The sequence below is a fragment of the Hydrogenophaga pseudoflava genome, assembly GCF_031020795.1.
GTDB classification, from domain to species: Bacteria; Pseudomonadota; Gammaproteobacteria; order Burkholderiales; family Burkholderiaceae_C; genus Hydrogenophaga; species Hydrogenophaga pseudoflava_A.
In genome coordinates this window covers 344,563-364,955 of the sequence record NZ_JAVHJP010000005.1, presented here as the reverse complement: position 1 = coordinate 364,955, position 20,393 = coordinate 344,563, and the positions used below count along the sequence as shown (strand labels likewise).

Annotated in this window: 19 protein-coding genes; 7 read left to right on the top strand and 12 right to left on the bottom strand. The window is 67.0% G+C overall.

All coding sequences use genetic code 11. The features are described 5' to 3' along the window. The first annotated feature begins 1 nt into the window (after position 1). On the top strand, positions 2-1,240 hold the full coding sequence (locus tag RCO38_RS18100) for an MFS transporter (protein WP_308329756.1): 1,239 nt from the start codon (positions 2-4) through the stop codon (positions 1,238-1,240). Here the strand turns inward: RCO38_RS18100 and RCO38_RS18095 are convergent. Continuing rightward, positions 1,209-1,628: a MarR family winged helix-turn-helix transcriptional regulator gene (locus RCO38_RS18095; protein WP_308329755.1), complete on the bottom strand. Its 420-nt coding sequence runs from the start codon at positions 1,626-1,628 to the stop codon at positions 1,209-1,211. The genes RCO38_RS18100 and RCO38_RS18095 overlap by 32 nt on opposite strands. Positions 1,629-1,752: 124 nt before the next feature. On the opposite strand from RCO38_RS18095, the gene RCO38_RS18090 reads away from it, so the two are divergent. Then, on the top strand, positions 1,753-3,663 hold the full coding sequence (locus RCO38_RS18090) for an FAD-dependent monooxygenase (RefSeq protein WP_308329753.1): 1,911 nt from the start codon (positions 1,753-1,755) through the stop codon (positions 3,661-3,663). A 38-nt stretch (positions 3,664-3,701) separates the two neighbouring features. Here RCO38_RS18090 and RCO38_RS18085 read toward each other — a convergent pair whose 3' ends face one another. Next, positions 3,702-4,676, bottom strand: a complete 975-nt coding sequence (locus tag RCO38_RS18085) for a Bug family tripartite tricarboxylate transporter substrate binding protein (protein ID WP_308329752.1) — start codon at positions 4,674-4,676, stop codon at positions 3,702-3,704. Between the two features lie 155 nt (positions 4,677-4,831). Between RCO38_RS18085 and RCO38_RS18080 the strand changes: the two genes are divergently transcribed. Both RCO38_RS18080 and RCO38_RS18075 read left to right on the top strand, forming a co-directional pair. Continuing rightward, positions 4,832-5,320 (top strand): DUF3592 domain-containing protein, encoded by a 489-nt coding sequence (locus RCO38_RS18080; RefSeq protein WP_308329751.1) that lies wholly within the window; start codon positions 4,832-4,834, stop codon positions 5,318-5,320. A 14-nt stretch (positions 5,321-5,334) separates the two neighbouring features. Beyond that, positions 5,335-5,991: an NAD(P)H-binding protein gene (locus RCO38_RS18075; RefSeq protein WP_308329750.1), complete on the top strand. Its 657-nt coding sequence runs from the start codon at positions 5,335-5,337 to the stop codon at positions 5,989-5,991. A gap of 46 nt (positions 5,992-6,037) precedes the next feature. Here the strand turns inward: RCO38_RS18075 and RCO38_RS18070 are convergent, their stop codons facing one another. After that, positions 6,038-6,757 (bottom strand): alpha/beta fold hydrolase, encoded by a 720-nt coding sequence (locus tag RCO38_RS18070; RefSeq protein WP_308329748.1) that lies wholly within the window; start codon positions 6,755-6,757, stop codon positions 6,038-6,040. A 388-nt stretch (positions 6,758-7,145) separates the two neighbouring features. Between RCO38_RS18070 and RCO38_RS18065 the strand changes: the two genes are divergently transcribed. After that, on the top strand, positions 7,146-7,514 hold the full coding sequence (locus RCO38_RS18065; protein ID WP_308329746.1) for a DUF1428 domain-containing protein: 369 nt from the start codon (positions 7,146-7,148) through the stop codon (positions 7,512-7,514). 12 nt (positions 7,515-7,526) lie between these two features. Here the strand turns inward: RCO38_RS18065 and RCO38_RS18060 are convergent, their stop codons facing one another. Continuing rightward, a complete protein-coding gene (locus RCO38_RS18060; protein ID WP_308329745.1) occupies positions 7,527-8,132 on the bottom strand; it encodes a glutathione S-transferase family protein in 606 nt (201 codons plus the stop codon). Positions 8,133-8,245: 113 nt separating this feature from the next. Here RCO38_RS18060 and RCO38_RS18055 point away from each other — a divergent pair, with 113 nt between their 5' ends. Then, positions 8,246-9,217, top strand: a complete 972-nt coding sequence (locus tag RCO38_RS18055; RefSeq protein ID WP_308329743.1) for a helix-turn-helix transcriptional regulator — start codon at positions 8,246-8,248, stop codon at positions 9,215-9,217. 21 nt (positions 9,218-9,238) lie between these two features. Here the strand turns inward: RCO38_RS18055 and RCO38_RS18050 are convergent, their stop codons facing one another. From RCO38_RS18050 to RCO38_RS18035, 4 genes are all read right to left on the bottom strand, one after another. Next, complete coding sequence (locus RCO38_RS18050; protein ID WP_308329742.1) at positions 9,239-9,631, bottom strand: hypothetical protein; 393 nt, start codon at positions 9,629-9,631, stop codon at positions 9,239-9,241. Between the two features lie 116 nt (positions 9,632-9,747). After that, positions 9,748-10,131 (bottom strand): hypothetical protein, encoded by a 384-nt coding sequence (locus RCO38_RS18045; RefSeq protein WP_308329740.1) that lies wholly within the window; start codon positions 10,129-10,131, stop codon positions 9,748-9,750. 548 nt (positions 10,132-10,679) lie between these two features. Further along, on the bottom strand, positions 10,680-11,246 hold the full coding sequence (locus tag RCO38_RS18040; RefSeq protein ID WP_308329739.1) for a hypothetical protein: 567 nt from the start codon (positions 11,244-11,246) through the stop codon (positions 10,680-10,682). Then, positions 11,243-11,638, bottom strand: a complete 396-nt coding sequence (locus tag RCO38_RS18035; protein WP_308329738.1) for a hypothetical protein — start codon at positions 11,636-11,638, stop codon at positions 11,243-11,245. The genes RCO38_RS18040 and RCO38_RS18035 overlap by 4 nt, the downstream gene beginning before the upstream one ends. A gap of 84 nt (positions 11,639-11,722) precedes the next feature. On the opposite strand from RCO38_RS18035, the gene RCO38_RS18030 reads away from it, so the two are divergent. Beyond that, positions 11,723-11,929 (top strand): hypothetical protein, encoded by a 207-nt coding sequence (locus tag RCO38_RS18030; RefSeq protein WP_308329737.1) that lies wholly within the window; start codon positions 11,723-11,725, stop codon positions 11,927-11,929. Positions 11,930-12,086: 157 nt separating this feature from the next. Here the strand turns inward: RCO38_RS18030 and RCO38_RS18025 are convergent, their stop codons facing one another. From RCO38_RS18025 to uca, 4 genes are all read right to left on the bottom strand, one after another. Further along, positions 12,087-12,956 carry a DNA adenine methylase gene (locus RCO38_RS18025; RefSeq protein WP_308329736.1) on the bottom strand — a complete coding sequence of 290 codons (870 nt, stop codon included), beginning with the start codon at positions 12,954-12,956 and terminating at the stop codon, positions 12,087-12,089. Positions 12,957-13,000: 44 nt separating this feature from the next. Then, complete coding sequence (locus tag RCO38_RS18020; RefSeq protein ID WP_308329735.1) at positions 13,001-14,659, bottom strand: AAA family ATPase; 1,659 nt, start codon at positions 14,657-14,659, stop codon at positions 13,001-13,003. A gap of 224 nt (positions 14,660-14,883) precedes the next feature. Continuing rightward, complete coding sequence (atzF, locus tag RCO38_RS18015) at positions 14,884-16,713, bottom strand: allophanate hydrolase (protein ID WP_308329734.1); 1,830 nt, start codon at positions 16,711-16,713, stop codon at positions 14,884-14,886. Positions 16,714-16,739: 26 nt separating this feature from the next. After that, positions 16,740-20,366, bottom strand: a complete 3,627-nt coding sequence (uca, locus tag RCO38_RS18010; protein ID WP_308329733.1) for an urea carboxylase — start codon at positions 20,364-20,366, stop codon at positions 16,740-16,742. Positions 20,367-20,393 lie beyond the last annotated feature (27 nt).

Here is a 20,393-nt window from a genome sequence, read left to right as displayed (position 1 = left end):
GGTGAGGCACACAGGCCAGACCGGGGTGGTGCTGCGGCTGGGCAGCACGCAGACCCTGGCCTGGGCCTCGTCCTACTACCTGCCCGCCCTGCTGGCCGCGCCGCTGGCGGCGGAGCTGGGCATCGCGGTCACCCAGGTGTTCGGCGCCTTCACGCTGGCGCTGGTGATTTCGGCCCTGGTCGGGCCGGCCGCGGGCCGCGCCATCGACCGGCACGGCGGGCGCGCGGTGCTGCTGGTGACCAATCTTCTGTTCGCCACCGGCCTGGCGGCACTGGGCCTGGCGCAAGCCGGGTGGCAGGTCTGGGCCGCCTGGTGCCTGATCGGTGTGGCCATGGGCAGCGGGCTCTACGACGCGGCCTTCGCCACGCTGGTGCGGCTCTACCCGGTGAGCGCGCGCAACGCCATCACCGGAATCACGCTCATCGCCGGGTTTGCGAGCACCGTGGGCTGGCCGCTCACGCAATGGGGCCTGGACACGCTGGGCTGGCGCGGCACCTGCCTGGGCTGGGCCGCGCTGCACCTCGTGCTCGGCCTGCCGCTGCACAGCGCGCTGCCGCGCGGGCGGGTGGAAGCCACGCCGGCGGTGCAGAGCGTGGCCGTACCGGGCACCGCGCCGGCAGCACCGGCCCCTTCACACGCCACCGCCGGCCGCGGCGTGGCCATGGTGCTGGCCGCCGTGTTCGCCATCGCCTGGTTCACCAGCACCGCCATGGCGGCCCACCTGCCGCTGCTGCTGCAGGCCCAGGGCCTGTCGACCTCCGCTGCGCTGGGCGTGGCCATGCTGGTCGGGCCGGCGCAGGTGGCGGGTCGGCTGCTGGAGTTCGGCCTGCTGCGCCGCGCTCACCCGCTGCTCTCCAGCCGCTTCGCCACCGCGGGTCACCCCATCGGTGTGCTGCTGCTGGCGCTGGGCGGGCCGGTCGGCGCCTGGCTGTTTGCGGTGATGCACGGCATGGGCAACGGCATCCTCACCATCGCCAAGGGCACGCTGCCGCTGGTGGTGTTCGGCGCCGCGGGTTACGGCGAGCGCCAGGGCTGGCTGATGGCGCCGGCCCGCGTGTCGCAGGCCTTTGCGCCGGTGCTGTTCGGCCTGGCCATGGCGCACTGGGGCGGGCATGCGCTCTGGCTCACCGCCGGGCTGGGCCTGCTGGCGCTGGCCCTGCTGCAGGGCCTGGCGCTGCACATGGCGCGGCGCGCTGTGGCGCCGCCGGCTACGACCCCACGGCCTGGCGCGCCAGCCTGAGAAAACGCGCGCGGTCGGCATCGCCCAGGGCCTGCAGGATCTCGTCCTGCAGATCGCGCACCACCGGCACCAGCGCCTGGAGGATGCGCTCGCCTTCGGCCGTCAGCGACAGCACGCGCGCGCGGCGGTCGCGCTCGCTCACCACGCGGTCGACCCAGCCCTTCTGCTCCAGCCGCTCGATCACGCCGCCGATGGTGGCGCGGTCGTAGGCGATCAGCTCGGCCACGGTCGCCTGGTCCGTGCCCGGGTGGTGACCGATGGCGTCCAGCGCCGCGAACTGCACCGGCGTCAGGTCGAAGCCCGCCGCCTGCGTGCGCTGCACGAACACCTGCGTGGACAGCTGGTGCAGCCGGCGGATCAGGTGCCCCGCCATGTCGAGTGAGTCCATGCCAACGCTCCGTTTGAAAGTCGATTGATAAGTATACGTACCGTCTTGACACGGATTAGTAAGCATAGATATCATTTGCCCACACACCAATCGTTCCCCGTGCCCACCACCCAGGAGACAGGCCATGCAGTTCTACAAAGACGGTTTTCGCGGCGGCAACCCCGACCTCAGGCAGGCCGCGCCCAACCGGCGCAACCGGGGCGTCAACGAACCCCTGCCCGAGAAGGTGGACGTGCTGATCGCCGGCACCGGCCCGGCCGGCCTGTGCCTGGCCGCGCAGCTGGCGCAGTTCCCGCAGATCGACACCATGATCATCGAGCGCATGGCCAGCAACATCGTCAAGGGCAAGGCCGACGGCATCAACACGCGCACCATGGAAATGTTCCAGGCCTTCGGTTTCGCCGACAAGGTCAAGCGCGAGACCTACTGGGTCAACCAGACCGCGTTCTGGATGCCCGACCCGGCCAACCCCGCGCACATCCGGCGCGTCGGCCGGGTGCAGGACGTGGCCGACGACAGCTCGGAGATGCCGCACATCCTGATCAACCAGGCGCGGCTGCACGAGCTGTTCCTGGAGGTGATGGCGAACTCGCCCTCGCGCCTGGCGCCCGACTACGGCTGGGAGGTGGTGGGTCTGACCATCGACGAGACCACCGACGACCACCCGGTGACGGTGACGCTCAAGGACTCGACGGGCATCCACTGGGGCGCCACGCGCACCGTGCGCGCCAACTATGTGGTCGGCTGCGACGGCGCGCATTCGGCGGTGCGCAAGGCGATCGGCGGCGTGCTGCACGGCGACGCGGCCAACCAGGCCTGGGGCGTGATGGACATCCTGGCCAACACCGACTTCCCCGACGTGCGCCAGAAGTGCCTGATCTCGTCGGCGAACGAGGGCAACGTGCTGATCCTGCCGCGCGAAGGCGGCTACGTGTTCCGCATGTACGTGGAGCTGGACAAGCTCAAGGACGGCGAGAAGGCCGCGAGCAAGAAGTTCACGCAGGACGACATGATCGCGGCCGCCAACCGCATCATCCAACCCTATTCGCTGGACGTGAAGGAGATCGTCTGGTGGTCGATCTACGACATCGGCCACAGCATCACCGACAAGTTCGACGACGTGCCCGAAGGCAGCGACCGCGCGCCGCGCGTGTTCACCGCGGGCGACGCCTGCCACACCCACTCGCCCAAGGCGGGGCAGGGCATGAACGTGTCCATGCAGGACACCTTCAACCTGGGCTGGAAGCTGGTGCACGTGCTGCAGGGCCGGGCCAACCCCAGCCTGCTGCGCAGCTACAGCAAGGAGCGCCTGACCGAGGCCAGGCGGCTGGTCGAGACCGACCACGAGTGGTCGCGCATCATGTCCGCGCCCACCACCCAGGCCGAACGCGAAGGCAAGGAAGAACCGCGCATCATCCGCCAGTTCAAGGCCAACCTCGAATTCACCGGCGGGACCGCGGTGAAGTACGACACCTCCACCCTGTTCGCGCCCGGCACGCACCAGGCGCTGGCGAAAGGCGAAGCCATCGGCCGCCGCTTCCACTCGGCGCCGGTGGTGCGCCTGTCGGACGCCAAGCAGATGCAGCTGGGCCACGTGGCCGAGGCCGACGCGCGCTGGCGGATCTACGCCTTTGCCGGTCAGGGCGACGTGGGCCAGCCCGGCGCGCCCATGGCCCGCCTGGCCGACTGGCTGGAGAACGACCCGGCCTCACCGGTGGTGAAGCACACGCGCGAAGGCGAAGACATCGACGCCATCATCGACGTGCGCGCCATCTTCCAGCCCACCTTCGACCAGCTCGACGTCGGGCAGATGCCCTCGCTGCTGAAACCGAGGACCGGCAAGCTCGGCCTGCAGGACCACGAGAAGATCTTCTGCGTCGACCACAAGGGCGCGGGCGACATCTACGCCATGCGCGGCATTCACCGCGAGCAGGGCTGCCTGATCGTCGTGCGGCCCGACCAGTACGTGGCGAACGTGCTGCCGCTGGACGGATTCGACGCTCTGTCGGCGTACTTCGCGGGCGTGCTGAAGTGAGGTGATATCAGCACTGGCCGGTGCCCGGCCAGCCCGGGTCACTGCGGGACCAGTCCCGCCGACTTCACCAGCTCGGCGTGCAGCTTGATGTCGCTGGCGATCAGGCGCTGTAGCTCTTCGGGTGTGCTGGTCGCCACCTCGATGCCGCTCTCGGCCAGCTTGGCCTTCAGCTCGGGGTCGAAGGCGGCCTGCACCGCACGGTTGAGCTGGTCCACGATGGGGCGTGGCGTCTTGGCCGGCGCCAGCAGTGCCATCCAGGCCGACAGGTTCATGTCGGTCACGCCCGCCTCGGCCATGGTAGGCACCTGCGGCAGCACCGGCGAGCGGTTGGGGCTCATCACGCCCAGCGCGTGCAGCTTGCCCGACGCCACGTGCGGCACCGCTTCGGGCATCACCGCGAACATCACGTCCACCGTGCCCGCCAGCGTGTCGTTGATGGCCAGCGCGCCGCCCTTGTAGGGCACGTGCAGCATCTTCACCTTGGCGCGCGATTCGAACAGCAGGCCGCCCAGGTGCTGCGGGCTGCCGTCGCCCGAAGACGCAAAGGTGATGCCGCCCGGCTTGGCCCTGGCCGCCGCGACCAGCGCCGCCACGCTGGGGTACTTCTGCTTGTCCTTGACGATCAGCACCATGGGCTGGTTGACCAGGCGCGTGACGGGCGTGAAGTCCGCTTCCGGGTCGTAGGGCAGGGTCTTGAACACGCTCTTGTTCGTGGTCAGGAACGAGGCCGGCGACACGGCCAGCGTGTGGCCATCGGGCGCGGCCTTGGCCACCACGGGCATGCCGATCTGGCCCGAGGCGCCACCGCGGTTGTCCACGATGAAGGGCACACCCAGCGACGCGTTCAGCTTCTGCCCCAGCGCGCGGGCGATCATGTCCACGCTGCCACCGGCCGGCAGGGCGACGATGAGCTTGACGGTCTGGTCGGGGTACTTGCCCTGTGCGCCGGCCAGGCCGGTGGCAGAAAGGGCGGCGGCGGCCAGACAGGCCAGGGTGGTGCGGCGGGTGGGCATGGGCGACTCTCCAGAACAGGTGGGGTAGGCACGCACCGGGCCAGTGCGGCCGGACGTGGGCTGGACACCGCTGTGCAAGACGTGCGCCAGCACCGCAGAATGGCCCCTGCTTCATCAACAGCCCCCCATGACGCCTCCGAAGAACTTCCTCTGCCATGACCGATTACCTTCGACACATGCTGGATCTGGCGCTGCGCAAGGAGCTGCAGGGCCTCCATTTCTGGGCGACCGTCTATGTGCTGGTCGTGCTTCTCGGATCGCTCTGGCACGTTGTGCGCGTGCGGGCCTGGCCGACCACCACGGGCCAGCTGCTTCGCCTGGGCGTGCGTCCGCTGGGCACGCCCGACCTGCAGAGCCACCTGCAGGACCACATTCCTTCGGCGCTCTACCGCTACGAGGTCGGTGGCGTGGCCTATGAAGGCCAGGAAATCTCGGTCTGGAAATACTCCGCCTCGGGCATCCTCAAAGGCACGGCCGCGCTGCTGCCCCGGCGCGTCCGTGCCGACGTGCACGGCCGGGTCCCGGTGCTCTACAACCCCCGGCGCCCCCACAAGAGCCTGCTGCTGCGCCCCGGCTGGGCCAGCATCCTTTTCCTGAGCGGACTCATCGCCGCAACCGCGGCCTTCTACCTCTGGCGCTGGTAACCGAGAGCCCACCCATGCAACCCACCCGCACCGTGCTGCTCGCCGGCGCCACCGGACTGGTGGGCGGACAGATACTGCAAGCCCTGCTGGCCGACCCGACGGTGGCGCAGGTGCACGCGCTGACCCGCCGCGACCTGACCCTGAACCACCCCAAGCTGCGGCCCCTGCGCGTGGACTTCACGCGCCTGCCCGCGCTGCCGCCGGCCGACGAGCTCTACCTTGCCCTCGGCACGACCATCAAGGTGGCGGGCAGCCAGGCGGCCTTCCGCGCGGTGGACCTGGACGCCAACATTGCGGTGGCGCGCGCCGCCCTGGCCGCGGGCGTGCGGCGCATCGGCCTGGTCAGCGCGGCCGGCGCCAGCGCGCAGTCGTCGGTGTTCTACAACCGCGTCAAGGGCGAGCTGGAAGATGCGCTGCGCACGCTCAACTTGCAAGCTCTGGTGCTGGCCCAGCCTTCGCTGCTGCTCGACCTGCGCGACGGCCTGCAACAGCCACCGCGCCTGGGCGAACGCATCGCCATCCCCATCGCCCGCGTGCTGGCGCCGCTGTTTCCTGGGCGCTACCAACCGGTGCACGCGCGTGCGGTGGCGCTGGCCCTGGTGCGCACGCTGCCGACCGCGCAGGGCGTGGTGGTGCTGGCGTCGGACGCGCTGGCCCGTATCGGCCGCTGAGGCGCCCGCGCCAGACCGGCGCCTTCCGGTGCGCGGCCTTCCGCCGCTACGCCGCGTGCGCGCGCAACCAGGCCACGATGTCGGCGGTCACCTCGTCGCGGTTGGTCTCGTTCAGGATCTCGTGACGGCCGCCCGGGTACAGCTTCACCGTCACGTCGCTCAGGCCGGCCTCGCGGTAGCGCTGGCCCAGCAGCTGGATCAGTGCGCCTCCGCCGGCCAGCGGGTCGGCGTCGCCGGACGCGATCAGCACCGGCAGGTCGCGGCGGATGCCGGCCAGTCGCGCCGGGTCGGCCACGCGGGGCGCGGGCTCGAACAGGGCAGGGATCACATCGGCCGGCACGTCCCAGCCGCACCAGGGGTTCGCCACGTAGGCGTCCACTTCGGCGGGGTCGCGGGACAGCCATTCGTAGCCCGTGCGGTGCTCGAAGCCGGCGTTGAAGGCCTCGAGCCCGGCGGGTGCGTCCGCGGGCGCGTTGGCCATGGCCGCGGCAAACGCGTCCAGCGCCGTCGATCCGGACAGCACCACGCCCGACCAGGTGGCGGAGTGATCGAGCAGGGCCGCCTGCGCGGCGAACGAGCCCATCGAATGCCCGAACAGGAACACCGGCAGGCCGCCGTGCTGCGCGCGGAGCAGGGCGCCGAACTGGGCCACGTCGGCGATCAGGCCAGTGAAGCCGGCCGCACCGAAGTCGCCCAGTTGCCCGTTGGCGGTGCGCCCATGCCCGCGGTGGTCGACCGCGTGGACCACGAAGCCGGGCCCGGGCAAAGCGGTCGTAGCGTTCGCCGTGTTCGGCCAGCCCGTGGGCGATCTGCACCACGCCGGTGGGCTGGCCGTCCACGTCGGCCCAGGTGTAGGTAACGACCTGGGTGCGGTCGGCGTCGGAGAGGAAGGAGGAGGTGGAGGTGCTCATCGCTTCATTCTCACCCCGCACCCGCTCCGCCCGACCTAGTGAAAACGGCAGGACGACACTACCGCCTCATGCTCTGCAGCGCCGGTGGCTTCAGCGTGACAAGCCGGGCCAAGGGGTCCAGGATGAGGGCTCCGCGACCCGTTCGCGGCAGGCCATGTCGATTCGGCACCCTGTCGTTCGTCGTCGGCATACGGGGCGCCTTCCAGCTTGGCGTCACGCCCTCAACCCCACCGGAGTGAAGACATGTCCTACATCGATGGTTTCGTCATCGCGGTTCCCACGGCCAGCAAGCAGCAGTTCATCGAACACGCGCGGCATTTCGATTCTCTGTTCATCGAACTGGGCGCGATCCGCGTGCTCGAGGCCTGGGGCGACGACGTCCCCGACGGCAAGGTCACCGACTTCCGCCGTGCCGTCCAGGCCACGGCCGAGGAGACGGTGGCGTTTTCGTGGGTCGAATGGCCGGACAAGGCCACGCGCGACGCCGGCATGAAAAAGATGCTGGAGGACCCGCGCATGGACCCGACCAACCCCGACAACCCGCCCATGCCCTTCGACGGCAAACGCATGATCTTCGGCGGCTTCGAAGCGGTGGTTGAAGTGAAGCCTTGAGCGGCTGTTCGGTCAGGCGTCGATCTGCATCGCCGGCCGCGCCTGCACCTTCTGCAGCCAGGCGTTCGTGGTCGGGTGCTTGTCTACCGGTGCCCCCAGGTAGACGCTGTAGCCGATCACCGACGCCACGATCAGGTCGGCCAGCGTGTACGCGTCGCCCAGCAGCCAGGGCTTCTCGCTCAGGTGCCCGTCGAGCACGGTGAGCAGTTCGTCCAGGGCCTTGTGCGCCGCTGTGCCGTGCGCGTCGTCGGGTGTGCCCAAGTTTTTCGCGGCCTGCAGGCGCACCAGCTGCGCGCCGTAGGTCACGTAGGACCAGGTGCTCCACGACATGGCCTGCAGGTGTTCCGGCGTGCCGCCGGCCGGCCACAGGCCGCTCTTCACGCCATAGGTGTGGCCCAGCCACAGCTCGATGGCCAGCGCCTCGAACATCGGCGCGCCGTCCACCGTCAGCGTGGGCACCTGGCCGTTGGGGTTGAGGGCCAGGTAGTCGGGCCGGCGCTGCTCGCCGGTGGTGATGTCGATCTTGACGCGCTCGTGCGGCACGCCGAGTTCGGCGAGGGCGCAGGCGACCGGGGTGGCGCTGGACATGGGGTGCCAGTAGAGAACGATCTGGGACATGGTGGGCTCCTTGAAGGTGTGGACAGCGGGCCCGACACCGCGCCGAACCCGTGGCTGCAATGTCGCGCCCATTGCGGACAGTTCCGGCCCTCAATAAACGCTAGAGTGCGGCCATGCTGTCATCGTCCTCGCGCCTGCTGCGCGTCCTCTCGCTGCTGCAGACCCGCAGCCACTGGGCCGGCCCCGAGCTGGCCGATCGGCTCGCGGTGCACCCGCGCACGCTGCGGCGCGACATCGACCGGCTGCGCCAGCTCGGCTACCCCATCCATGCCAGCAGCGGCGTGGCGGGCGGCTACGCGTTTCGCGCGGGGCAATCGCTGCCGCCGCTGCTGCTGGACGACGAAGAGGCGCTGGCGGTGGCCATTGCCCTGCAGATCGCCGCGGCCGGCACCGTGAGCGGTGTGGAGGAAAGCTCGCTGCGCGCGCTGGTGAAGCTGGAACAGGTGATGCCCACCCGCCTGCGACGCCGCACGGGCGCGCTGCGCTCGGCCATCGTGCCGGTGCAGCGCATGGGGCCCACCATCGACGCCAGCGTGCTGGCCACCCTGGCCACGGCCTGCCGCGACCAGCTGCAGGTGGGCTTCAGCTACCGCGACCTGCGCGGCCAGGCCAGCCTGCGCCAGGTGCAGCCGCACGGGCTGGTGCACACCGGCCACCACTGGTACCTGGTGGCCTGGGACCCGGCGCGCGACGACTGGCGCACCTTCCGCATCGACCGCGTGCAGGGCACACCCCGCACCGGCGCGCACTTCGCGCCACGCCCGCCGCCCGCGGGCGACCTGCGCGCCTACGTCACCGGGGCCATGGCCGGCGTGCACCAGCAGGGCGAACAGGCGCGCGTGGTGCTGCACCAGCCTCGCGAGGTGATGGCGAAAACCATTCCCCCATCCGCCGCCACGCTGGAAGCGATGGACGACGCGCACTGCCTCATGCTCTGCGGCACGGGCCAGCTGGACTCGCTGGTGTACTGGCTCATGGCGCTGGACGTGGAGTTTGATGTGCTGGAGCCGCCCGCGCTGAAGGAGCGGCTGCGCCGGGCGAGTGAGCGGGTGGGGAGGAGTCTGGCGCGGGGTGGGGGGCAATGACCGGCGACCTGAACTCCACCCTTAACGAGAAGCCGCTTTCGACCCGCGGCGCGCCAACTTGGGAACCAACACGAACCACTGCAGGTAGCCGGCGACGGTGAATACGGGCATCACCGCGGCAACGCCCTCAGACGGCGTGGCAATGCCATTCCATACCAGCAGCCACCAAAGAGGAACAGCCACAACACCAGCAGGAAACGTGAGGACCGCCAGCGCCAGCAAACCACCGATCGCGCCGAGCATCTCAGCGACGCCGCTATCACCGTGTGGGGCTCGTGCGCTTTCCAGGAACAGCGGAACCAGGGAGGCCACCAGGCAGAGACCAACGTACAGCGCGATACGAACTCGACGTCCGCGCGGTTTGTGAAGGGTCGAAAGTTGATCGGTTTGGGAAAGGGTGTCGCGGTCGTGCATAGGGAGCTCAGCGAGTCGGTCTGGCAAGGTGACAGAAGGGCTGCTGAGTATCACTGGTCATGGGCCTTGCCGGACGCATCCTTCACGTGGCCAACGTGTCGCCATCAGTCAGATGCTCAACACTGAATTTGAGCCGCAGGTTTGACCACATTGAAGGACTCCGCAAAGAGTTCATGACAACCTGATTCGTCAAGAAAGATCCGAAAGTGGTGCAGCCCGGAATATGCCTTGAGCGTTGAGCGGTCTGCGGCGAGGAACGCCTGGAGCGCTGGTGAGGCGACATCCACAAGGCGGAAGTAAGCACCTTCGACAAGCTCCGCAGTGCAATTGGGAGCCGCAGTGAACTGATGCCACCGCACGCGGCAGAAAGTGATGGTGATCACGCCCAGCTCCGCTACTCGAATCCGCAATGACGCGTCCCCCTCGTCCATGACGAACTCAAAGCCTTCGTATTGCCCGGTATCGAACTCAGGAAGGTCGTACACAACGACGTAGCTCATGTGTGTGTTCTCTCGTTTGAAGGGAGCGGCTCGCCTTTGGGGGAGTCCGCACGACATCAATTTATGTATTGAAGTCGAGATGGTCTTTGAGCATGCGACTCTCCGTCCACGCAGACAGCCCGTTAAAGACCGTCGTGAACGGCCAGGCGGGATCAAAGTTCATGGAGTAGGTGAGGTGAACGACGGCGACTCGGTCTGACCCGTCTAGCAGTTCGAACAAGACATCGTCACAGTCCTGTCGCTGCGCGACGGCTCGAACAGGAACGCCAAATAGCGCATGTCCACGAGGAAGCTCAGTTGCAAGTTGCCGTTCAAGCAGGTCCGCACGTTGAGGTACATGCCACGGTTCAAGGAGTTCCATGTTCAGAGCCTCGCAATGGAAGAGCTAACCACGGCTCAGACTGCCCTTAAGACACGGGCAGGTCCTGAAGCTGGCGAAGCAGCGGCGGAATGTCGGAAGCGTGGCCGTAGGCATGTTCAAGCGCGGACCAACGAGAACTTTCAAGACTCAGCATCAAGGCATGCTCCATACGGCCAATGTGTCGCCATCAGTCCCACCACACGCGAACCTTGCGTCCATCCACACCAAACTCATCCGCCCTCAACTCACCGACAAACACCTGACGCAGTTCCTCGACGAGCCTGTCGTTCTCGGCGTCGGTGATCCTGGTGCCTTGAACATTGGTCTCAGCCTCATCACGCTGATGAGTCCAATGGGGCAGCTCGATGTAGAGGACAGGCGAACCCTCGCGGCCGAATTCCAAACCCGATATCCGGCCTCGCAGCTTCTCAACCGCTGCGGCGACCCGCTCACCGTTGAACTCGTTGTATTCCTTCACCAACCTGATCAGCGGCGCAGCTTGGGTTGTTCGCAGGAAAGGCGTCAGAAACGCTGTGGCTTGGAAGCGCTGCCCTTCGTTCAGACCGAACCCGAGTCGAACAAAGGCTTCAGCGGCCTGCTGGTCCACTTCGAGCGGAAGCACCAGCTTCTGCCCATCGGGCGACTCCGCTGCCATTGCGGCTGCGGGAGGAGCCTTTGCCTCGACAAGATACCCACCACCATCTGTGCATGCACTCAGGGTGAAAAGAACGAGGACAGCGAAGACGGGATTCATAGGTGTTTCACAGAAGCGTTGGCTTGGGCATCTGCTTCGCGGCAGAGCAATTCCAAGACGGTGAAATGCGCGATCTTTTCGCTACCCGCCATGAAGAACCCTTCCTGGCCCGTCCGCAACCACTGCCGCAGCTGGGATCTGTAGTCTGGCTCATCGAACAGGACCCACATGGTGGCTGTTCCATGTTCGCAAGGCTCGACTCCCTCGCCGATGGGTTCGCGATTCGGTGATTCAAACTCCGGCCAGATGGACCACTGCCGGGTGGGGTCGTCATCAGCCGCCCAAGACACATTGCTGCGCATGTGTTGAAACAGGCGTTGCTGCGCAGGCAGTCGCTTGTACGAAAGCCTAAAGTCCGGCTGCCGCCCCGATTTTTCAGCGTAGCTGCTCATCGCGCCCCCACATGCGTTCGAAACCGCGGTTGTATCGCATCACGACGTTTGCAGACTCAGTGCGCCGAATACAGAGGGAACGCTATGGCACAACCAAGCCGCGCCACGTTGGAGGCGATTGACGACACGCACTGCCTCATGCTCTGCGGCACGGGCCAGCTTGACTCGCTGGTCTACTGGCTCATGGCGCTGGACGTGGAGTTTGATGTGCTTGAGCCGCCTGTGCTCAAGGAGCGGCTGCGCCGGGCGAGTGAGCGGGTGGGGCGGAGCTTGGTCCGGGGAGGTTGGTGAGGAATTGAAGGTTTCGAGACCTTATCTTGGTATGTGAACAGTTGCTTTCGACCCAGAGCACCTGCCTTGGCAGAACTGCCCATCGCGCCAAGTATTGCGATACGAGTCGATCAGCAACGGCTCGAGTTCATAAGCAGTCGCAGCGCGGGAAAAAGAGTCACGCGGCCTCTCGCTCTCGAGCCTGTTCTGGCGGTGTCAGCCGGTCACTGAAGAACATGACTTCCGACCCGGTGTAGCGCTGCTGAGCGGTGTAGTGAAGTCCATACGTGAACGAATGCGCGTAGCTGTACATCGCGCGAATTTCCTCGGCGTTGTCGTAGGAAACGATCCACGGGCGTCGAAACCGGCTGCTGCCAAGTAGGCGCGCGATGCGCGCGTGGTCATCGTGCTTGTAGAAGTTGCGATAAAGGCCTGCGCCCTTCACGTAATAGGGCGGGTCAAGATAGATCAGTGACTTTCCGGGAAGGAACTGATGGCACCGCAGCAACAGCTTGTGGGCGTCCTCTTCATAGACGCTGATTGCACTCGCATGCCGTCCGATGCGCTCAAGGCGCCGGCAAAGCTCATCGCGCATGAACCTAGCATCCAGTTTGTAGGTACCACTTTGTGTCTTGCCGCCGATGACCCCACCTTTGAGGATCCCCGAGCGGTTCGTCCGATTCATGAAGAGCGTCGCGAAGCCACGCTGAAGCTGTGTGCCCTCAGATTCGCCAAGCATGATGGCGCGCCAGTAATGCCATGCGTCCATAGTCACTGGTTCGCTTGCAACCAGCTCTATTAGCTCAGAGGTCTCCTGCACAACCGCGCGCCAAAAGACGGCGATTGCTGGGTCAGCATCGTTGATGTGGATGTGTCCGACGACGCCGTCCAGTAGCAGCACGAGGGCGACGCCAGCCCCGCCTGCATAGGGCTCAAGATAGTGACCACCAGCCAAATCGTTGCTGTAGAGGACGTCGGCGATCAGCGGTGCAAACCGTGCCTTTCCGCCAGGGTAGCGCAGCGGGGTGAAGAGCTTGTTGGAGTACATGAATAACGGAACTGTAGCCTCAGGCTGGCCATCTTGGCCAGGGCTCAGATGATCCGGCTCGCAGTCTTGGTTACTGCCTCTTCGAAGGCCTTTACAAACGCTCCAGCCTCGTCAGAGTGGCAGATGGCCCACTCCCGTATCACACCCCACCGCTTCAATTGATTCCAATGAGCAACCCACCATCCCTTACTGGCTTCGCGCTGCGTGCTCGTACTGGAGTCGTCAGCAAAAAACGTGCTCAACACCTTGTCGGAGCTTGGGTTGCGGACACTGAGTCTTCGAAGGGCCTCATGTAATGGCCCACTTGAGGCGTCCATCACAGCCCTCAAGAACTTCTTCAGGACGTTCTCTGGCGACCGGTCAGTGCCGTGAGCCCCTCGGGGACATGGAAGCTTGATGGTATTTCCGCGAGCTCCTGCCTTCTGCGGAATAGATGTGTCCGCATCGACTATTAGCACGCGGTCCTTGAAGAGCGGATCCTTATCTGGGAGGCCGATCAGGTTTGATCCCCCAACACCGAGCGGGATCAACTTAATCTGTACGCCCAGCTTTTTGCCCAAGGCTGCCCGTTTGGCTGCCGGATATAGGGCATCACAGAACTGAGCACCTTCGGGATCCTCGAAATAGACGCCGAGCACCGGCTTCTTCGCTTTCGGAAGAACGTCAATGTCTTGACGTAGTGCCATGTCGTCGAGGATGGCTTGCAGAGACTGGTCATCCGCAAGGCGTGGGTGCCGCGTGTCAAGCAGGTAGACAACCTTGTCGGGCGCTTTCGAGTTGCCCCCGCCCTGTGGGTGGACCGCCTCGATCAGTCGAGGCGAGTGCGTAGTTGCGATGATCTGCAGATCGAGCCGCTTGGCATGTGTTTTCAATGCCTTGACAAGACGGTCGATCGCGTGGGGGTGAAATCCCACATCGAGCTCGTCAATCACAAGGAGTCCACCGCAGTAGTTGTTGCCTTGCTCGCGTTGGAGTCTATTGAACGAAGCCAATGCCGTTGCGATGCTGCCTAAGCTGTCCTGGCCCATCGAAATTGCGAGCGCATCATGCGTTGCATAGCCTGGTTGAACGGTCTTCTTCCTAGACCCCTTGATACTCTGGTGGGTGACTTCAGTAGTCACTTGTGTACCGATGATTACTGAACTCACGAAGTCCGCCATGAGTTGGCGATCCTCCGGGTGCATGGTGATTTTCCGGCTTGCAACTTCCTTCTCATCAGCCTCCCCGATTGACGCCAGCCGCTTGATGCCAAGGAAGATGGTGGGCAGAGGCACTTTTGCATCCGGCCCCACCGGATCTCCTTCAGCTCTTTCAATCGTTCTGGGGACAACGCGTGCACGCTTCCATTCAGTACGTTGCGTCATAGCACAACGCTTTCGAACGGTGATCCCCCCCACCTGCGCAACGACAGTTGGAGCGGCAGCAGGGTTCTCTTGTGCAGTCACCACCTCTTCGAGGGCGAGATACACGATTCGCTCGATGTTTGCGGAGAACGGCTCGCCAAAGTAGCTCTTGGGGCCGCCCTTCGCAACGCCGAAAGTGTTGGCAACTAACCCCTGGATGGTGGATTTTCCGATTCCGTTGTGACCTGCAATTAAGGTAAGACGATCAGCAAACTCGATCGTCAGATTGCCCAACTTCCGGAATGCCGGCGTTCCAAACTCAAGAGAACGGACCTTGATGAGATTTTTTGTCACTGCCATGTCTCCTCCCTAAAGATGCCTTTCGTCTGGCTGAATATTTGATCCCGACAAGTATGCCGTAGGCGATGTTCAATAATCCAAAGTGCCGCCTATCTCTTTAGATGAGCCTCCCCTTGAAGCGCATTCGTCCCCAGCGGGCATCTCGAAAATTACCAAGCCCCACCATCTGCTCTTGTCGGAAATTTTTTACAGCTAACGTCAAAAGCGAGCACCGAACCTCAGCCCTACTGCGCCAACCAAGCCCGCCAACTCCCCAGCGCAGTGATCTCGGCCCCCCCCTCCACCCCGATCGCCTCGCACACAAACCCGCTCACCCACGACCCGTCGGCCAGCTTCACCTTGCCGATGCCCAGCGGGGCGGGGATGCCGTCGACGAAGCTGCCGAAGTGTTCGGCGGGCAGTTCCCAGACTTCCATGTCGATGGCGGCGCCGCCTTCGTTGACGCGCACCATGCCGGGCCGCTGGACCGGGCCACCGGCCAGGGCGTAGAACTTGTATTCGGGCGCGGACTGGACCGCGCCGAGCAGGCGCGCGCCGCGCTGGGTGAGTTGCCAGTTGAGCGGCAGGCCGCTGAGGTGGGCGCCGCAGACCGCGACCTTGACGGTGCCGGCGGTGTTGCTGCCTTTGGGCAGCTCGGTGCCGATGGCGGGGGTGTCGGCCAGCGTCGCGTTGGTGGCGCCGAGTGACAACGCGGCCTGCGCGCGGTGAAACCGGTCGGCCAGGCGCAGCAGCGGCACGTCCTTGAACGCGGGCGCGGCCAGGGTCACGCCCCAGGGCAGGCCTTGCGCGTCGCCGCTGGCCTGGAAGCCGGCGGGCACCGCGACGGCGGCGTAGTCCAGCAGGTTCATGAAGTTGGTGTAGTAGCCCAGGTTGCTGTTCAGGCGGATCGGGCCGGCCTGCATGTCGGCGATGCGGTAGATCGTCCCCGCCGTGGGCGTGAGCAGGCAGTCCACGTCCTGCCACACGGCGTCGCACACGCGCTTGAGGGCCTTGAGCTTGTAGCTCGCGGCGAAGGCGTCGGCGGCGGTCTTGGCCTTGCCGCCTTCGATGATGGTGCGCACGGGCGGGAACACGGCCTCGGGCTGTGCGTCGATGAAGTCCTGGATGGCGACGTAGCGCTCGGCCACCCAGGGGCCTTCGTAGAGCAGTCGCGCTGCTTCGAGGAAGGGGGTGAGGTCCACCTCCACCGCGGTGCCGCCGAGGGCGTGCAGGCGTTCGATGCTCTGCGCGAACAGTTCGACGGCCGCGTCGTTGCCGAAGAAGTTGAGGTCCTGCGGGCGCGGCACGCCGAAACGGAAGTGGCTGGCCGAGAAGTCCACGCCGAAGGGTTTGGCGGCGCGGCTGAAGGCGTCGGCCGCATCGGGCACAGCGGCCACGGCGAGCACGGCCTGCGCGTCGGCGGCGGTGAGCGCGAAGATGGACACGGTGTCCACCGACCGGCACGCCGGCACCACGCCGGTGGCCGAGAGCAGGCCGATGCTGGGCTTGAGGCCGATCAGGTTGTTGAAGCTGGCGGGCACGCGGCCCGAGCCGGCCGTGTCGGTGCCCAGCGAGAAGCTGACCCAGCCCTTGGCCACGCTCACGGCCGAGCCGGAGCTGGAGCCGCCCGAGACGAAGTCGGGGTTGAAGGCATTGCGGCAGGCGCCGTAGGGCGAGCGCGTGCCGTTGAGGCCGGTGGCGAACTGGTCGAGGTTGGCCTTGCCCAGCGGCACGGCGCCGGCCGCAATGAGCCGCTGCACGAGGAAGGCGCTCTCGCCCGGCGTGTACGCGTATTCGGGGCAGCCGGCGGTGGTGGGGATGTGCGCGAGGTCGATGTTGTCCTTGATCGCAAACGGCACGCCGTACAGCGGCAGACTGACCGGGTCCACGCCGTCGAGGTGCGCGACGTAGGGCTCGATCTCGGCGTCGGTCAGGCGGTGGATGAAGGCGTGGTGCGCGTCGCTGGCGCAGCGGCGCATGGCTTCGGCGATGACGGCGCGCACGGGGGTGCCAGCGGCGTAGGCGGCGCGCAGGCTGGCGAGGTCGAAGGACAGGTCTTGCAAGTTCGTGGTCATGGGGGGATCCGCTGATTCGGTTCTGTTCAGTCTTCGGTGACGAGCACCAGCACGTCCTGGCCGGCGGCCACGGGCGCGCCTTCGCGGCACATGAGGCGGTGCACGGTGGCGTCCTGCGGCGCGAGCACGCTGAATTCCATCTTCATGGACTCGACGACGAGCAGCACGTCGCCCGCGGCCACGCGCTGGCCTTCGCTGACCAGCACCTTCCACACGCTGCCAGGCACGCTGCTGGCCAGCGGCCGGCCGCCGGGCGGCAGATCCAGCTCGACGCTGGCGTCGGCCGCAGCCACGTCGGCGTCGCCCGCGTAGGTCAGCTGGCCGCTCGCGGCCCAGCGCTCGCGCTCGGCGTCGAAGGCGGCCTGCTGCTGCGCCTTGAAGGCGCCGATGCTCGGTGCGTTGTCGGCCAGGAAGCGGCGGTAGTCGCGCAGGCTGAAGGTGGTCTCTTCGACTTGCAGCGCGTAGCCGCCATGCGGGAAGGCGGCTCGGATGCGCAGCAGCTCGTCCTGGTCCACCGGCACGAAGCGGATCTGGTCGAAGAAGCGCAGCAGCCAGGGCTGCTCGAACACGGAGCCGGGCTCGCCGTGGCGCCAGCGGTTCCACATCTGCAGCGTGCGGCCGACGAACTGGTAGCCGCCGGGGCCTTCCATGCCGTAGACGCAGAGGTAGGCGCCGCCGATGCCGACGGCGTTCTCGGGCGTCCAGGTGCGCGCGGGGTTGTACTTGGTGGTCACCAGGCGGTGGCGCGGGTCCACCGGCGTGGCCACGGGCGCGCCCAGGTAGACGTCGCCCAGGCCCAGCACCAGGTAGCTGGCGTCGAACACGACCTTGAACACGTCGTCGATGCTGTCCAGCCCGTTGATGCGGCGGATGAACTCGATGTTGCTCGGGCACCAGGGCGCGTCGGGCCGCACCGACTGCATGTACTTCTGAATGGCGAGTTTGGTCTGCGGGTCGTCCCAGCTCAGCGGCAGGTGCACGATGCGGCTGGGCACCTCCATGTCGTCCACCGCGGGCAGCGCGGCCTCAGCCTCGACCAGCACCTTCAGCAACTCGGCGCGCGAGACCTGGGACGGGTCGAAGTGCAGCTGCAGGGAACGGATGCCGGGTGTCATGTCGACGATGCCGGGCAGCGTGCCTGCTGCCATGCGCGCTTGCAGCGCCTGCATGAGCACATGCACGCGCAGGCGCAGTTCGATGTCGAGCACCAGCGGGCCGAACTCGACCAGCAGGTAACGGTCGCCGGCCTGGCGCACCACCATGGCGGGCACGGCCTCGTCTTCGCGGGCCGGGTCTTCGTGGACGACGGGTGTGGGGTGGGCGGTTGGGTCGTCGTTCGGCGTGGCGGGCAGGGGCTGCGCGAGCGAGGTCAGCGCGGCTTCGACGGTCGCGCTGCGGTCCAGCGCCTGATCGAGCGAGAGGCGGTGGAAGCGCACCGTGTCGCCGGGGCGCAGCTGGCCGAGCTTCCAGAGTTCGGCGTCCACCACCACGGCCGGGCAGACGAAGCCGCCGAGGCTGGGGCCGTCGGGGCCGAGGATGACCGGCATGTCGCCGGTGAAGTCGATGGCGCCGATGGCGTAGGCGTTGTCGTGGATGTTCGACGGGTGCAGGCCGGCCTCGCCACCGTCGGCCCGCGCCCACTGCGGCTTGGGGCCGATCAGGCGCACGCCGGTGCGGCTGGAGTTGTAGTGCACCTCCCAGTCGGTGGCGAAGAAGGTGGCCACGTCGTCGGGCGTGAAGAAGTCGGGCGCGCCGTGCGGGCCGTAGAGCACGCCCACGTCCCAGTGGTGGGTGAAGGCCGGCACGGTGTCCGGGGCGGCGCTCATGCCGGCCGTGCCGGCGCCCGGCGAGGCCAGGTGCAGCACGTCGCCGGTGCGCAGGTGCCGCCCCGCATGGCCGCCGAACTGGCCGAGCGTGAAGGTGCTTCGGCTGCCCAGGTACAGCGGCACGTCGAAGCCGCCACCGACGGCCAGGCACAGGCGCGCACCAGCCTCGGCCCGGCCGATGGCAAGCACGCTGCCGGCGGCCACGCGGTGGCTCTGCCACATGGTCAGCGGCGCGCCGTCGAGCATGACCTTGACCGGAGCGCCGGTCACGGCGATCACCGCCTCGGCGTTGAAGCGCAGCGTGGGGCCCGAGAGCGTGATCTCCAGCGCGGCCGCGTCGTCGGCGTTGCCCACCAGGCGGTTGGCCATGCGGTGGGCGTAGGCGTCCATGGGGCCGCTGGGCGGCACGCCCACGTCCCAGTGGCCCAGGCGGCCCGGCCAGTCCTGCACGCTGGTCTGCACGCCGGGTTCGACCACTTCGACGGTGGCGGGGCGGAAGTGGAAGCTGTTGAGAAAACGCGTGACCTGCCGGCCTTCGCGGAACACCGGGTCGCGCACCACCTGGCGCAGGTAGCCCAGGTTGGTCTCGATGCCGGCCAGGCGCGTGGCGGCCAGCGCGGCGTCGAGCTTGGCCAGCGCCTGCTCGCGGTCCGGTGCGGTGACGATGAGCTTGGCCAGCATGGGGTCGTACCAGGCGGGCACCTCGGTGCCGCGTTCGACCCAGCCATCGACGCGTGCATCGGTGGGGAACACCACTTCGGTCAGCAGACCGGCGCTGGGCTGGAAGTTCTTGGCCGGGTCTTCGGCGTACAGCCGCACCTGGATGGACGCGCCTTGTGGCGTGGGCTTCAACGAGTCCAGTGAAGGGAGGTCGCCGGCCGCGAGTTGCACCATCCACGCCACAAGATCGACCCCGGTCACCTGCTCGGTCACACCGTGTTCCACCTGCAGGCGGGTGTTGACTTCGAGGAAGTAGAACTGGCCGGTGGCCGCGTCGTAGACGAATTCCACCGTGCCGGCCGAGCGGTAGTTCACCGCCTGCGCCAGCCGCACGGCGGTGGCGTGCAGCTCGTGGCGTTGTGCCTCCGTCAGGCCCGGCGCGGGGGTCTCTTCGATCACCTTCTGGTTGCGGCGCTGCACCGAACAGTCGCGCTCGCCCAGCGCGAGCACCGTGCCCGCGCCGTCGCCGAAGACCTGCACCTCGATGTGGCGCGCCTGCTCCACGTACTTTTCCAGGAACAGGCCGGCGTCCTTGAAGTTGGCGCTGGCCAGGCGCTGCACCGAGGCGAACGCGTCGCTCAGTTCGTCTTCGCTCCACACCAGGCGCATGCCGATGCCGCCACCGCCGGCCGTGCTCTTGAGCATGACCGGGTAGCCGATGCGCAGCGCCTCGGCGCGGGCCTGCGCCGCGTCCGCCAGAAGGCCGGTGCCGGGCAGCAGCGGCACGCCGCGCTGCTCGGCCAGGTCGCGCGCCGTGTGCTTCAGGCCGAAGGCGCGCATCTGCTCGGGCGTGGGGCCGATGAAGGCGATGCCCGCGTCTTCGCAGGCCTGGGCAAAGCCGGGGTTCTCCGACAGGAAGCCGTAGCCGGGGTGGATGGCTTCGGCGCCGCAGTCGCGGGCGATCTGCAGGATGCGATCGGCTCTGAGGTAACTCTCGGCCGCGGGCGCGGGGCCGAGCAGATACGCCTCGTCGGCTTCGCGCACGTGGCGCGCCATCGCGTCGGCCTCGGAATACACGGCCACGCTCTGCACGCCCAGGGCTTTGAGCGTGCGGATGATGCGGCAGGCGATGGCGCCGCGGTTGGCGATCAGGACCTTGCGGAACATGGGCTCTCCGGTGGCAGGCCGTCCTGC

Excerpts from the sequence above, each read along its gene's own strand:
- RCO38_RS18095 (WP_308329755.1), bottom strand. The coding sequence starts at position 1,628 with ATGGACTCACTCGACATGGCGGGGCACCTGATCCGCCGGCTGCACCAG.
- RCO38_RS18090 (WP_308329753.1), top strand. The coding sequence starts at position 1,753 with ATGCAGTTCTACAAAGACGGTTTTCGCGGCGGCAACCCCGACCTCAGG.
- RCO38_RS18085 (WP_308329752.1), bottom strand. The coding sequence starts at position 4,676 with ATGCCCACCCGCCGCACCACCCTGGCCTGTCTGGCCGCCGCCGCCCTT.
- RCO38_RS18080 (WP_308329751.1), top strand. The coding sequence starts at position 4,832 with ATGACCGATTACCTTCGACACATGCTGGATCTGGCGCTGCGCAAGGAG.
- RCO38_RS18075 (WP_308329750.1), top strand. The coding sequence starts at position 5,335 with ATGCAACCCACCCGCACCGTGCTGCTCGCCGGCGCCACCGGACTGGTG.
- RCO38_RS18065 (WP_308329746.1), top strand. The coding sequence starts at position 7,146 with ATGTCCTACATCGATGGTTTCGTCATCGCGGTTCCCACGGCCAGCAAG.
- RCO38_RS18060 (WP_308329745.1), bottom strand. The coding sequence starts at position 8,132 with ATGTCCCAGATCGTTCTCTACTGGCACCCCATGTCCAGCGCCACCCCG.
- RCO38_RS18055 (WP_308329743.1), top strand. The coding sequence starts at position 8,246 with ATGCTGTCATCGTCCTCGCGCCTGCTGCGCGTCCTCTCGCTGCTGCAG.
- RCO38_RS18050 (WP_308329742.1), bottom strand. The coding sequence starts at position 9,631 with ATGCACGACCGCGACACCCTTTCCCAAACCGATCAACTTTCGACCCTT.
- RCO38_RS18045 (WP_308329740.1), bottom strand. The coding sequence starts at position 10,131 with ATGAGCTACGTCGTTGTGTACGACCTTCCTGAGTTCGATACCGGGCAA.
- RCO38_RS18040 (WP_308329739.1), bottom strand. The coding sequence starts at position 11,246 with ATGAATCCCGTCTTCGCTGTCCTCGTTCTTTTCACCCTGAGTGCATGC.
- RCO38_RS18035 (WP_308329738.1), bottom strand. The coding sequence starts at position 11,638 with ATGAGCAGCTACGCTGAAAAATCGGGGCGGCAGCCGGACTTTAGGCTT.
- RCO38_RS18030 (WP_308329737.1), top strand. The coding sequence starts at position 11,723 with ATGGCACAACCAAGCCGCGCCACGTTGGAGGCGATTGACGACACGCAC.
- RCO38_RS18025 (WP_308329736.1), bottom strand. The coding sequence starts at position 12,956 with ATGTACTCCAACAAGCTCTTCACCCCGCTGCGCTACCCTGGCGGAAAG.
- RCO38_RS18020 (WP_308329735.1), bottom strand. The coding sequence starts at position 14,659 with ATGGCAGTGACAAAAAATCTCATCAAGGTCCGTTCTCTTGAGTTTGGA.
- atzF (WP_308329734.1), bottom strand. The coding sequence starts at position 16,713 with ATGACCACGAACTTGCAAGACCTGTCCTTCGACCTCGCCAGCCTGCGC.
- uca (WP_308329733.1), bottom strand. The coding sequence starts at position 20,366 with ATGTTCCGCAAGGTCCTGATCGCCAACCGCGGCGCCATCGCCTGCCGC.